Origin of the sequence: Streptomyces sp. CRCS-T-1, assembly GCF_024442335.1 — a bacterium.
Lineage (GTDB): Bacteria > Actinomycetota > Actinomycetes > Streptomycetales > Streptomycetaceae > Streptomyces > Streptomyces koelreuteriae.
The window spans coordinates 7,512,241-7,525,880 of sequence record NZ_CP101651.1; the positions used below are offsets into that span (position 1 = coordinate 7,512,241).

Here is a 13,640-nt window from a genome sequence, read left to right on the forward strand (position 1 = left end):
ACCCGCCGCCGGTCCGTGCCGTCCGAACAGGACCGACCGGCCGTCGGCACACGCCGAGGCGATGTACAGGCGGGTGGCGGCCCCGGGTCCGGCAGCGCCGGCTCGACACGTCATCCGGGGGTCACCGCCACAGGGGAACGCGTTCGGGCAGCACTCGAGTGCCTGAAGCTGATGGCACTGCGGCAGCGCTGGGCCGCGGTCGGCGACACACTCGTCGTGGATCGGGTCTGCCGGGGCAGCGGTGAGGCGCTCAGCGTCCTCGTCGGACGTCACCAGGCCGCGGTATGCGGCTACTTGAGCACCTGCCTCATGGACCACGCGACAGTGGAGCGGGCCACGGAGGAGACCTTCCGACGCGTCCTCGAGGCGGCCGAGCGAGAGGACGCGCTGGCGATCAACCGGATCCGGCTCCTCGCCACGGCGCGTACGGTGGCCGTCCAGACCTGGAACGCCGATCCCGGAGCCGGTGCGGCCACCCCGGAGTTCCTGGAGTGGATCGCGGCGGGCGGCGCGTGGCCCCTCGCGACTCCCGCGGCGCTGTACGACGCCTACCGGTGTCTCCCCGTCCGCTGGCAGGTGGCCCTGTGGCACATCGCCGTGGAAGAGGACGATCCCGCTCTGATCGGCGACGTGCTGGGCGTCTCGTCCGCGCGGGTCAGGTCACTGGGGCACAAGGCCCGGCATTCTCTTCGGGACTTCTACCTGGCCGCCTACGAACGAGCGGTCATCGACCGCCCGGCGTGCCTCTCCTACGCGCGGGAGCAGGTGGTCCTGGCCAGCCGAGCACCGGGCACGACCATGACCGAACACCCCCCGAACTGCCGCCCCTGCGCCCGCGTGGAGCGGAACCTCAGCGATATCGACGCCGGGCTCCGACGACAACTGCCGGGCATGCTGCTCGGCTGGTGGAACGACGGACGCTACCGGCAGATGAAGGCGCTGGCCCTCCGCGACGGAGACCCTCGTCCCGTGGCTCGACGGATCCGGGACACGTGACCGCGGCCGCCGGCGATCAGTTCCTCGAACGGAAGAGCCCCGCCGGCGTGGCCGAAACGGACACCGACGGGGCATGGAACGGTCCTCAACGCCGCGGCGAGACAGCTGCGTTGCCGTCGGACCGTCTTGCCGGGCTCATGAGCCCGGAGTCCAGAATTCGATGGACAGCGGAGGAACGGTGAGGGTGAGCTTCGGTCCCTTCTGGCCATCGACGCTCACGTTGTTCGTCTCCGCGCGCGGACCGTACCGGTGGCCCGCGAAGGTGCCCCGGCTCCGGGTGTCGACGGTATAGGTGAACGGGTCCTTCTTGGACGCGTTGGTGACGACGAAGACCGGATCGCCCTTGGGCGTCTGCCAGGCCATGATGCGGTGCAGCGGGTCCGGCTTGCCGTCGGCGTTCTTCGGCTCGTCGACGTGGTAGCGGACGGAGTCCCACGGCATGTACCGAAGGAATCCCGCCACCGCGTTCCAGTTCAGCGGGTTGAAGGTCCAGTGACGTGGCTTCACGTCCGGGAACCGGTCGAGGTGCTTGCCGTGCGGCGAACGCCAGTAGCCCAGCGCGTAGCCGGTCGCCTCCGCGTTGGACGTGGGCTTGAGGGCGTGCAGCCAGAACCAGGAGGGCGCGTTCTGGAACGTCATCCAGTTCATGATCGACTGGGCCGTACGGATGGTGTGCTGGGGCGTCACGCTGCCGTAATGGAGGTACTCGAACTCGTTGTTGAACACGGGCTTGCCCACGCGGCCGGAGGTGAAGTCGACCTCTATCTGCTCGGTGCTCGGCGTCCCCACACGATGGAAGGTCCACGCGTCCACGTGACGGACGGCGTCGGGGTCCGCCTTGATCGCCGCGCCGATCTTTCCCTTCCAGCCGTCCTGACTGTCCGCGATGACGAGCGTCTTCGGATACTTCTTCTTGATCTTGGGCGCGACGGCCTTGAAGGCCTTCACATACTCGTCGGGGGTGTACTTGCAGGACGAGTACCTGGTCGACTCGCGGGGCTCGTTCTGCAGGCCCCACATGGAGATCGGCACGCCCCGGGCGGCGAGGTAGTCCAGGTCTCCCACCATGGCGTCGCCGAGGGCATCCAGGGCCTCGGGGGAGAACGAGGCGAGCTTCCCGCCGATGTAGGACTTGTTGCTCTTCCAGCCGGGGGCCGGTGACCAGTACTCGGCGGACACGCCCTCGATCCCTGTCCGCTTGATCATGTCGGCCAGCAGATCCGTCTGGCCCTTGTAGCGGTCGACGAGGTGCTTCTTCGTGGGGTCCAGACCCCGGTGGTACAGCCCCAGGGCCAGCCGGCAGTACCGGAAGCCCCGGTCGCCGCCGCCCATGAGCATCTGCCGGTAGAACCGGTCGCGTTCGCCCTCCGTCAGGTCGTACGGGACGCCGCTGATCACCTTGTCGTCCATGCCGTTGTTGCCGGATCCGATGGAGTCCGACTGGATCTCGAAGCCCAGTCCCCAGATGGTCTGCCGGGGGGACTTGTCGAAGCGGATCGTGTACGCGCCCGCCTCGGCCTTCGACGCGCCCATGGCGTCGGACTGACCGAGCGTCGGCCAAAGAGCCGCTCCCGCACCGGTCGCAGCTGCTCCGGCCAGCACGGTTCTGCGGGGGAACGCTTTGTGGGACGGCATGCGTGGGTCTCCTCAGGTGGGTGGTCGAGTGCAGGGGAAGCTGCTTCGCTTCCAGCTGCTTCTTGAGCGCCTCGCGGTACCTGAACTGACGGGCCACCCAGGGAGGCATCCCGCCTCTTTCCCTGGTCTTTACCTTCTGCCCGGCGGCCGGTCGTTCCTCAGCGCGGTGAAGAGGTCCCGTGCTTTCTCCCGGTCCCAACTGATGGCGCTGCCCTTGGTGGTTCGCACGCCCACAGCGGCGACCGGGACGTTGACCCGCGCCCCGGAGCCGGGCGCCGAGACGCTCTTCATGGCGCGCAGCAGCCTCACCAGATCCCACAGCTCCATGTCCTCGTCCACCACCAGCGTCTCCAGCGCGTCTCGGGTCGCCGGGTAGATTCTGGACGGATCGAGCAGGACGTCCCTCTGGGAGACCTTGTCGGCGAGCGCTGCGAGGAAACGCTGCTGGTTCCTCGTACGGCCCAGATCACCCTGCCGTTCCTGATGCCGCTGGCGGACGAAGGCCAGGGCCTGGGCGCCATGGCGGTTGTGGCAGCCCTTGCGCAGGTTCGCGCCGGACTTCTCGTCCCTGATGTCGCGGTCCAGGCACAGCCGTACGCCCCCCACGTCATCCACGAGGTCGACGAAGCCGCGGAAGCCGATCTCGGCGTAGTGGTCGATACGCAGGCCGGTGTTGCGTTCCACCGTCCGCACCAGCAGCTCGGGACCGCCGATGGAGAAGGCGGCGTTCAGCTTGTCCGGTGCCGGACCGTGGCGCTTCCCCGTCTCGGGCTCGGTGTACGGCGGGAGGACGACCCAGGAGTCACGCGGCAGGCTGACCATGGTGGTGCCGTGCGCGCCGGTGTGCAGCAGGATCATCGAATCCGTACGGCGGCCCTCGGCCGTTCCGGTGTGCAGTTCCCGCCTGGCTCGAGAGGACAGGCCTTCGCGGCTGTCGGAGCCCACGATGAGGTAGTTCGTGCCCGTCCCTCGCGGTGGCCGGTCGGAGATTCCGCCCAGATCCACCTCACGGTTGAGCCTGATATCGGCCCACAGACAGACACCCGGGGGTGTGAGCAGCAGCGCCGAGAGCACGAGGAGCAGTACTCGGCGCAGCGCCCTTCGGCGCCGGGGTGGGGCGGCTGTTCGTCCGCTGCCACGGTGCCGCGGCGCCCGGGACGAGCCGGCGTGCGGCCGGTCGCCGTACCGCTCACGCATGGGGCCCCCTCCGCGCCGGGACGACACCCGGAACCGTCTGTCCAGGGGCCAACTGCCCATGACCTGGCCCAAGACGGCGGGAGCCGCGGTTCCCGGCTGCCCCGTCCTCGTCCCGTCGCAGGGCCTGGTTCGTGAGGTCTCCGCCCAATTGCTCGACGGCGGTCCCGGTCCGCCTGATGCGCTGCCATGTCAGACCGGTGCCGAACACGGCGGTCGCCAGCGACTGGATGACCACCAGATACATGAGCTGCCGGTAGGCGAGGATCTGGAGCGGCAGCGCCCACAGTGCGCTCATCCGCTCACCGCCGAGCCGCAGCGCGTAGCCGGCGCACGCGATCTGCAGACCGAGGAAGCCGGCCCACAGAGCGCCGGCCCAGGCCGAGTCGAGGAAGAGCGCCCCGTACAGGCCGAAGATGTCGACGAGCGGTGCGAACAGGGGCAGCCCGACCTGGAAGACGGTGAGATACGTCAGGGCGCGCCGGGCGAAGCGCCCGGCAACCCCCACTTCGAGCATGGCGCGACGATGCTTGCGCATCGCCTGGAGCGTGCCGTAGCACCAGCGGTAGCGCTGCCGCCACAGCTGACGAAGGGTGGTCGGGACCTCGGTCCAGGCGATCGCGGAATCCTCGTACACCACCCGCCAGCCCGCTCGCCACAGCGTCATGGCCAGGTCGGTGTCCTCCGCGAGGGTGTCCTCGCTGACCCCGCCCACGCCCATCAGCGCCTCGCGACGGAAGGCGCCGATCGCGCCGGGCACCGTCGGCATGCACTCCAGTACCTCGAGCATGCGTAAGTCGAGATTGCACCCGCAGGCGTATTCCAGGTGCTGCCACCGGCCGAGCAGTCCGCGCCGGTTGCCGACCTTGATGTTCCCGCTGACCGCGCCGATGGCCGGGTGGGCCAGCGGCTGGATGAGCCGGTGAATGGCTTCGGGTTCGAAGAGGGTGTCGGCGTCGGCCATCACCACGATGCCGTGACTCGCGCGGGCGAGTCCGTTGTTGAGCGCGGCGGCCTTGCCCGCGTTGCGTTGACGGACCACCGTGACACGGGGGTCAGGGATGTTCCGCACGATCTCCACGGTCCGGTCCGTCGACCCGTCGTCGATGACGATGATCTGAAGCAGGGAGTGGGTGGAGGCGAGCAGCGAACGGACGGTGGACGCGATGCCCACCTGTTCGTTGTACGCGGGAACGAGGACCGTCACCGGCTCGTCGACTCCCCGCAACCACGGCGAGCCGGGGCGGAAACGGCCCAGACGCCGGACGTGGACGCGGGCGAAGACGACGAGGAGGAGCTGGCGGAGCGTGCCGAGTCCGCCCACGATCGCGAGCACCCACAGCGCCCCGTTCGCGACCGCGTGGCTGGCGGTGTCCATCCACGTCAAGGCCATGCCCTGCACCCGCTGGGCCGGCGGGGCCGGCGTGTTGGCGGAGCGGATCCCCAGTCCCGCCGTCACGGTGGTGAACCGGTCGGCATCACGGCCCTGGAGCAGCACTTTGACCTGTCGGTAGGCGGCTTCGGACTGATCGAACTGCCGAACCACGCCCTTCGACGGTTCGACGGACCGCCGGTCGGCGGTGACCAGCAGATATCCGTCCCCGCCCGCGCGCAGGGCCGCCTGCCACTCGGCGCCGCACAGTGTGTCCACCGACGTGGTTCCGGGCATCCGCAGCAGCGTGGTGGTGACGCCCGCGGTGCCGGCCAGTGCCTTCTGGTTGAGCGCCAGTTCGATACCGGCGCGACTCGGCGACGCGGAACCGAGGACGGCACCGGAGTAGGTGTGCAGTCCGATCTCATGGCCTTCGGTGAGGATGCGCCGCGCGAGCTCCGGATGGCGGCCGGCCTCGGAGCCGAGGAGGAAGAAGGTCGCACGCGCACCCTGTTCGCGCAGCAGACGGAGGATGCGGGGGGTCCATACCGGATCCGGTCCGCCGTCGAAGGTGAGCGCCACTGTACGAGCGGGCATCGACGCGGACTTGACCGAACCCCCTCTCAGACGCAGCACCGGCCCTGCCTCGTGCAGCACTCGCGGAGCGGGCGTGACACAGGGCCGGCGGGCCTCGGCGGCGTCGACCTCGTGGGCTGTCCAGCCCTGGAAGAGCAGTGCCGCGGCGATCGCGGCGTACAGCGTCCCCAGGAACAGCCAGTGCACCCGAGGCTGACGTCGTTGCGCGTGCCGGCCCGTCACCGCTCGGCTTCTCGATTCACGTGTTTCTCCAAGAGGGGGTGCTCCGGTCAGTGGGCAAGGGCGTGCGGCTGTGTGTCCCTTGCCATGACGGGGTGAGGCGCATGACGTGAGTCACGCAGGCGCCGACGTTCTGATGAAGTCGGCGCACAACGTTTCCTTGCCCCCCTCCTGGACCAGACGCTCAGCCGACAGAGTCGCCGCGACGGTCGGAACTCAGTCGCTCGCTGTCGCCGCCGTTGTCGTTCCCGTTGTTGTTTCCGTTGTCCTGGCCGTCTCCGGCGCCGTTCTCGTTGCCATTGGCATTGCCGCTGTCCTGGCCGTCTCCCGTGCCGTTGACATTGCCGTTGTTGTTTCCGTTGTTCTGGCCCCTGCCATTCCCGTTGCCCTGGCCGTTCCCGTTTCCGTTGTTCCGGCCGTCGCCATTGCCGTTCCCGTTGCCGTTCCCATTTCCGTTGCCGACTCCGGGCCTGCTCCCGCCGGCCCCTGGCGGGACGACGTCGGTGTCGGTGATTCCCGTGCCCGGGGCGTCGGTCTCGGGCTCTTGTGTGGTGGTGCCGTCCGGGGCGGTGCGCAGCGTGCACACGGCCAGCTCCTCCAACTGCCCTGCCGTGCCGCCGTCGCCCGGCTGAGTCAGAGAAACGATTCTGCGGATGGTCGAGCGTCGTTCGTTCTCCAGGGGAGTCAGGATCTGCTCCCGCGCCAGGGCGGGATCGCTTTCGAGTCGCTCTCTGTCGTCGGAGAAGCGCTTGTCCGCGGCGATGACTTGGGCATCCAGAAGGATCAGAGCCTGCTGCACTTCCCCCGTGTGCTCCGCGGAGAACTGCGGGATCTCACTTTCCACGTCCGGGCACTCGATGACACGTGCCGACGCCTGGTCGATGTCCTCGATGCCGGGAGGAAACGCTGCCGCGGCTTTTTCGCCGGACCTCTGTCCGCTTTCTCCCGCGGAGGCGGAGACACCGGCCATGACAATCCCGCCGCAGCCCACGACAAGGGCCGCCGAGAGGGCGGCCACTCGGATCCCGGGCATCGAATTCATGCGCGATGCGTGCTTCATGATTTCTCCCGTCGTGCGATTCTTTTCCGTTCTTTCGCTACATACGGGGTGCCCGGGACCTGTGTTCAGGGACCTCACAGGAAGGAGAGCGGCGCGGTGAGCTGCTGCGGACGCGCAGGCCGGCGAGCCGGAGTTCACATGGCAGGGTGGTGCGGCCCCGACTTGGGCCGACTGCTCCGGTCCTGGTCGTGCGACGAAGTCGTGGCGGCCGCCTGTTCCAGGGCTTCCGCGATGAGGTGCGGGAGCTCTCTCGGAGCTTCGCGGAGCAGATGGCTCACGGATTCGGTCGGCCTGACAGCGCCCTCGGTACCGAGGTGTGCGCGCCAGTCGTCCGGCCGGTCATGCATGAGCGAGCCCAGTCCGCAGAGCACGGCCCACCAGGCCATCAGCGGATGCAACTCCGCCCGCAGAGATGGGATCACCGGCATGAAGTACCGGTTTCCCGCGTATTCGGTGGTCATCGAGCGCAGCCGGTCGAGGCGGGCGGACCGGCCGGTTTCGCCCTGCGGCATGACCCAGTTCATGCGAATCCCTCCGCGGCCGTGCGGGAAGGGAGAGAGCGCCGGGACCAGGGCTCCGTCCCGGACGTGACAGCCGTAGCCGTGGCAGGTGGCCGCGGGAGGAAAGAACCCCAGATGCTCGTCCAGTGCTTCGCTGGTTCCCGCCCGGATCACGTGGTCCGGGATGTCGCACACGACCACGGTCAGGATCGCGTGCGGTGATCCGTCTCCCACATCCCCGTGGACGTACAAGGGAGTACGCCGGCGCCTGTCCGTCAACGGATGGTCGAGGTTGACGGGCAGGGCGTCCCAGGCGTCCTCCAGGCGCAGGGGCGTGTCTCCCCAGACCGGTGAGCCGAGGATCTCGCTCACCCGGGCGAAGCCACCCGCGGATCCGGGTGGCTCCGTGACCAGCGCGATGTCCGCGAGGTCGCCGGGCAGGGGAGCGGTGGAGCGTATGCCGTTCGACGTGAGCCGCCAGCCGTCGTCGGCGACTCCGGGCGCGCAACTGGCGATGGCGCGAGCGGCCTGGCACAGACCGTGGAGAAGGGGAAGGGGCCGAGCGGCCGGGGGCTGCTCCTCCGCTTGACGGAAGAGCCGCTCCATCGACTTGAGGGCGTCCACGAACGTGTGGTGACGCTCCTCGTGGGAGTGCACGGCTCTCGCCGGGACTCGGCGGTGGGCACGCAGCCGCCGCCAGGATCTTTCGGAACCGGCATGAAGGTACATCGCCCGTCGTCCTCGCTGTTCAGGTTCAGGCAGGGGTCCATGGCTCCTGATGACCTGGTCCGGCCGCCGAGGGGAGCGGCGGCCGGACCAGGTCGGCTCGGCGCTCAGAAGCCGTGGCACATCTGGTTGTAGAAGTCGGCGCACGAGACGGTCGCCGTGGCCTTGACGGTCTTGCCGTCGCGATCGGTGTAGGTCACCGTCGGCGCGTATGTTCCGAGGCCCTTCGGGAAGGCGTGGGTGACCTTCGCTCCGGTGCCGGTCGTGCCGTCGCCGAAGTCCCAGGTGTAGGTGCCGTCCGCGCTGCCGAGGGCGCCGGCGTCCAGGTCACAGGACGTACCGGAGGAGTCGCAGGAGACCTCTATGCGACCGGTGCCCGGCGCGGACGGGGCTTCGGGGGTTCCCGGCTCGGACGGCTCCCCGGACGCGGTGGGCTTCCCGGGCTCGGTGGGTTCCCCGGACTTGGTGGGTTCCCCCGGCTCGGTCGGCTCTCCGGGGCGGGTCGGCTCTCCCGGCTCGGTCGGCTTCCCGGGCTGCTCCGGGTCCTGGGCGTCGGCGAAGGCCGGCTTGAAGACCCCGGCGTCGTGCACGTCGAGCAGCGGCTCCTTCGTTCCGTCCTTCGACGTGTCCGTCCAGTTGTCCTGACCCGCCTTCAGCAGCTTGTCGCGCACGGCCATCACGCCCTCGCGGTCCTTCGGCTTCTCGGAGCCGCTGACGATCAGCGCCGCGGCGCCGGCCACGTGCGGCGCCGCCTGCGACGTACCGCTCCAGTTGGAGTAGTCGTTCTTGTTGCCCGTCGCCTGTATGCACTCGCCGGGAGCGGCGATGTCGATGCTCGGGCCGAAGTTACTGTCGCCGGAGAGCGTGTCGTCCTTGTTCTTGTTGTCCTTGTTGCACCAGGCGAAGTCGCCCTGACCGCCGGCCTTTCCGTCGCCGTCGGCGAGGTTGGAGACGGTGATGGCGTCGGGGATGTTGGCCGGAGACGCCGACTTGGCGTCCTTGCCGTCGTTGCCGGCGGAGACCACGACCACGATCCCCTTGGCTATCGCACGGTTGACGGCGTCGGCGATCGCGCGGGTCTCGCCCGTGTATCCGGCGCTGATGTTGACCACGTCGATGGTGTCGGCGTGGGCGGTGACCCAGTCGAGGGCGCCCACGATCTCCGAGGTGCTGCCCCTGCCCTCTTCGTCCAGGATCTTGAGGGAGTGGATCCGCGCACCGGGCGCCACACCCGTGAACCCCTGGTCGTTGTCGATCTCGGCGGCGATGCCCGCGACGTTGGAACCATGTCCGTCGTCGTCCATGCCCTCGTCCTCGACACACTTGTCGACCTTGCTGCAGTTGACGCGCTTGACGACGTTCAGGTCGGGGTGGTCGGCGACTCCGGTGTCGAGGACGGCTATGTCCGCGTCGACGCGTTCGTCCTTGCCGTCACCCGTCTTCAGGGCCTTGTTCTCCAGGGCACGGATCCGGCTGACCCCCTTGGGCGTCTGCTGGCCGTTGATACGTCCCTCGCCGTCACGCTCGACATAGGCGACAGCCGGGTCCCCGCTCAGCTCACTCACCTCGTCGCGGCTCAACTGCGCCGAGAAGCCGTCGAGCGCGGCGCCGTACGTCGCGGTGATGTCGACACGCGGCTTCCCCGAAGCGAAGAGCGCCGGGCGCTTGTCCTGTTCCTTCAGGACGACGATGTAGCCGTCCTTGCTCGGTGAGGGTGAGTCGGGTGGTGTTGCTCCGATGCCCTGAGCCACCGTCAGGCCGACGGCGGTGATCGACAGGGCCGTGATGACGACACGTCTTTTCACTCAGTGCCTCCAAGGAGGGATGCGGTGGGGGAGGAGAAACGGCGTCCGGGATCGGCCGCGGTGCTGCGGAAGGCCCGGACGGTCGAGGGCCGGTGGCCCTCGGAGCGGGTGTGTCTGTGCGGAACGAGGCACAGACACACCCGCTCCGAGAAGGCGAGATCTCAGGCGCCGACTAGCCGGGAGTCAGGTGTGGGCGGTCGACGGCCCGAAACCGCGGTCACGCCGCGGGCTGGTCCGACGGCTGACCGCCCTCGCCCGGTTCGCCCGGCTGTCCGGGCTGACCCGGCTCGCTCGGCTGTCCGGGCTGTCCGGGCTGACCGGGCTGACCGGGCTCTTCCGGCTCTCCCGGCTGACCCGGTTCCTCCGGCTGGCCCGGCTCTCCCGGCTGACCCGGCTCTCCCGGCTGGGACGGCTCGGCCGGCTGGGACGGCTCGGCCGGCTCAGAGGGCTTTCCGCCGCCGCAGTCGTCGCTCGGGGGAGTGCCCGGAGCCTCGCCGCCGCCTATCTGGGACCCCGTTGCCTCAAGGGCTTCGAGCACCGGCTGGAAGAACGTCTCGCCACCGGAGGCGCAGTCGCCACTCCCGCCCGAGGTGAGCCCCACCGCCTTGTCACCCGCGAACATGGCACCGCCGCTGTCGCCCGGCTCGGCGCAGACATCGGTCCGGATGAGCCCCTCGACCGTCTCTCCCGTCTGGTAGTTGACCGTCATGTCGAGGCCCGTGACCTTGCCGTCATGCAGCCCCGTCTTCGTGCCCATCCGCTTGACCTCCATACCGACCACCGCCGCCGCGGCACCGGAGATCTTCTGCTTCCCCCCACTGCCCAGGTTCACGAGGCTCGGAGCGTCGGCCTCGGGGTCGTTGTACATGGCCAGAGCCCAGTCACTGCCGGGCCATTCCTTGTCGGTGACCTTCGCGACCGGCTGACCACCCTGCTCGAGGGACCACTCGTCACCGCCGGCCGCGGTGCAGTGACCGGCCGTCAGGAACCCGGGCTTGCCGCCCTTGGTGACGTTGAATCCGAGCGAGCACAGGCCACGGCCCGCGTAGATGGCGTCCCCGCCGCCGGCGAAGGGCTTGAACTCGCCGCCGACGCGCTTGACGGTGACCCGGTCACCCAGCTTCTCGGTCTGGCGCGACAGCTTCGCCCAGTCGTCGCCCTTGACCGTGCCGTCCACGATCACCGACAGCTTGTTGGTGCGCGGGTCGACGGACCAGGCGGTGCCCCCCACGGGCGACGCGCCCAACTTCTCCGCCGCGGACTCGAGTTCCTCGGTGCTGTACTTCACGACCCGGGCCTCGGCCCCCTCGGAAGAGGCCTGGTCGGCCTCGTCCTCACCCAGCACGTTCATGACCAGGCGATCGGAACGGTCGTCGTAGTACCAGCCGGCCGCCTTATCACCGAGGTCGGACGACAGGGTCTGGCCGAGCTCGGTCGCGGCTCGCAGACTCAGCTCACGAGGGTCGTCGGTGTCGGTGCCGGCGTTGGCCTGGGGCAGGAGGACCGCTGCCGCGGCGAGGGCCACCGCACTCGAGACCGCGATGGTTCCGGTCTTCTTGTTGATGCGGCGATGGTTGGCTCGTCGCTGATGGGACATGGTGTGACCTCCAGTCGGACTTCGGCGGCACAGAACGGGGGGGCTCGCCGAAGGAGTTCCGGCTTCGAACGCCGGAGCAATTGATTGCTGGGAATTGCTATCGCGCCGGATAACGATTCCGCAACCCGATCCCGTGAATTCTCCCGCTGAGGCCGCAACCCGGTCTCGGATTCCTGCACCGAGTATTGCCGGGGTGACCTGCATGCTTCCCCGTTCGAGCCCCGGCCGCCGAACCCGGAAAAGAATCTTGAATCTGCACCGCACGCCGTTCATAAATGCACCGCATTCCGAATTTGGGCAGCGCTGCAGCGCTCCGCAGCGTGACGTCGCAGCGCAGCTCAGGGGTGGGGGTCGGGCGTCGAATGCACTGAGGCGAATGTCGAGCGCACCTCCAGGCATGTAAAGGGGAAAAGGAATGGAGGGGTCGGCCCCCACTAATTCGGGCATTAGGTAGAGCGGCGCGTGCTGTCCGAGCCCGCGGAAATCGCATGGGGAATCCGGGCAAGGCCTGGAAGTCTCCTCACTGTCCGGTCCTGCCATCAGTTCAGACCGGCGCGCCCGCCACCCGTCCCGGCACTTTGCCGATGCTTTACCTGGGGTGGTGGAAGGTAAAGGAACAGTCAAGTGGCAGGACTGTGCGTGGACGGATCCGTCTGTCCTGACGACCACCGCGACCAAGCAGAGGACCACGCGCCCCCGACGGAAAGGCCCGGCATCGATGAACAGCGCGGATGTTCCCAAACGGCTCCCCTCGCACCGCAAGGGCCTCATCGCCACGTCGAAGCGGACCGCCCCCGGCACTCTCGCCACTCCCTCGCTCGAACCACCCCGTGCGTCGTTCGGGCCGGACCCGGCCCAACAGGCGCTGGCAGCCCGGGAGACAGGCAGTCGCATGCGGGAGCTGCTCGGGCAACTGCCATGGACGCACCTGTCGCGGCGTCGGGCGGCGGCAGGCGGCTCCCTGCTCGTCGACCGCGCGCACCGGGGCGGCGGCGAAGCGCTCAGCGTGCTCGTAGGACGGCATCAAGCCGCGGTCTGCGGCTACCTCAACACCTGCTTGACGGATCCGGCCATGGTGGACTGGGCCACTGAACACACGTTCCGTCATGTGGTCCGAGCATCGGGGCATCACCCGTCGCACGCCGTCCCGCGCATCCATCTGCTGGACACGGCACGGTCGGTGGCGGCCGGGGCATGGCGTTCGCATCCCGAGTCCTGCGCGGTGACCGACGGCTTCCGGGAGTGGATCGTCGAGTCCGTCGGCCCTTGGCCCCCGCAAGGACCCGCGCCGCTGTACGAGGCGTACCGCTGTCTGCCGGCTCGCTGGCAGACGGCTCTGTGGCATCTCGCCGTCGAGGACGACCATCCCGCGCTCATCTCCGACATGCTGGGCCTGTCGCCGGGCAGGCTGGCCCTGGCGCGGCAGCGCGCCCAGCACATGCTGAGCGACCTCTATCTGACCGCCTATCGGCGAGCGGTCAGCGGTCGCCCCGCGTGCACCTCGTTCGTACAGCACCTCGCGGTGTACACGACGTCTCGCGACATCGCCGCGACAGGGCATGCGGAGTACTGCCCCTCGTGCTCACGGGCCGAGGCGGATCTCACGCATCTGGACATCGGCGTCCGGCTGCACCTGCCGGCCCTGCTCCTGGGGTGGTGGGACGACACGGCCTATCGGCAGATGCGGTATCTGGCACTCCGCAACTCCGATCCGAGAGGCATGGCCCGTCGGCTGCGCCGGGACCTGGACTGATCCATCGCGCGACCGACTCGCGGAGCGGCCCGCTCGGCTGTTCACCCGCAGACGGCACGAGTCAAGGTAAAGCGTGGGCAATGTCGCGAGACACGGTTGCCTCGCACACGTTCTTCCTGGTGACGGCAGTGACGGCAGCACATGCACGGGGTCGGCCGAAGGGGCCGGCTTCGCGCCGGGATGGGC

The 13,640-nt window shown here is 68.9% G+C and carries 9 protein-coding genes; 2 read left to right on the forward strand and 7 right to left on the reverse strand.

The genetic code is table 11. The annotated features are described in order from the left end of the window. The first annotated feature begins 171 nt into the window (after window positions 1-171). Entirely contained in the window at window positions 172-996 is an 825-nt protein-coding gene (locus NNW99_RS34095; RefSeq protein WP_215122999.1) for an RNA polymerase sigma factor, read from the forward strand. A 135-nt stretch (window positions 997-1,131) separates the two neighbouring features. Here NNW99_RS34095 and NNW99_RS34100 read toward each other — a convergent pair whose 3' ends face one another. From NNW99_RS34100 to NNW99_RS34130, 7 genes are all read right to left on the reverse strand, one after another. Next, window positions 1,132-2,631 carry a hypothetical protein gene (locus NNW99_RS34100; RefSeq protein WP_215123000.1) on the reverse strand — a complete coding sequence of 500 codons (1,500 nt, stop codon included), beginning with the start codon at window positions 2,629-2,631 and terminating at the stop codon, window positions 1,132-1,134. Window positions 2,632-2,760: 129 nt separating this feature from the next. Further along, window positions 2,761-3,828, reverse strand: coding sequence for an LCP family protein (locus NNW99_RS34105; protein ID WP_251058001.1), 1,068 nt, complete (start codon window positions 3,826-3,828; stop codon window positions 2,761-2,763). Further along, entirely contained in the window at window positions 3,821-6,016 is a 2,196-nt protein-coding gene (locus NNW99_RS34110) for a bifunctional polysaccharide deacetylase/glycosyltransferase family 2 protein (protein ID WP_215123002.1), read from the reverse strand. The genes NNW99_RS34105 and NNW99_RS34110 overlap by 8 nt, the downstream gene beginning before the upstream one ends. Window positions 6,017-6,197: 181 nt before the next feature. Beyond that, window positions 6,198-7,073, reverse strand: coding sequence for a hypothetical protein (locus tag NNW99_RS34115; protein ID WP_215123003.1), 876 nt, complete (start codon window positions 7,071-7,073; stop codon window positions 6,198-6,200). Between the two features lie 134 nt (window positions 7,074-7,207). Continuing rightward, window positions 7,208-8,230 carry a hypothetical protein gene (locus tag NNW99_RS34120; RefSeq protein ID WP_215123005.1) on the reverse strand — a complete coding sequence of 341 codons (1,023 nt, stop codon included), beginning with the start codon at window positions 8,228-8,230 and terminating at the stop codon, window positions 7,208-7,210. A 176-nt stretch (window positions 8,231-8,406) separates the two neighbouring features. Further along, entirely contained in the window at window positions 8,407-10,104 is a 1,698-nt protein-coding gene (locus tag NNW99_RS34125; RefSeq protein ID WP_215123006.1) for a S8 family serine peptidase, read from the reverse strand. Between the two features lie 217 nt (window positions 10,105-10,321). After that, the gene (locus tag NNW99_RS34130; protein WP_215123008.1) at window positions 10,322-11,701 is read right to left on the reverse strand and encodes a S1 family peptidase; all 1,380 of its coding nucleotides are present in this window, start codon (window positions 11,699-11,701) and stop codon (window positions 10,322-10,324) included. 718 nt (window positions 11,702-12,419) lie between these two features. Between NNW99_RS34130 and NNW99_RS34135 the strand changes: the two genes are divergently transcribed. Continuing rightward, window positions 12,420-13,454 carry a hypothetical protein gene (locus tag NNW99_RS34135; RefSeq protein WP_215123009.1) on the forward strand — a complete coding sequence of 345 codons (1,035 nt, stop codon included), beginning with the start codon at window positions 12,420-12,422 and terminating at the stop codon, window positions 13,452-13,454. Window positions 13,455-13,640 lie beyond the last annotated feature (186 nt).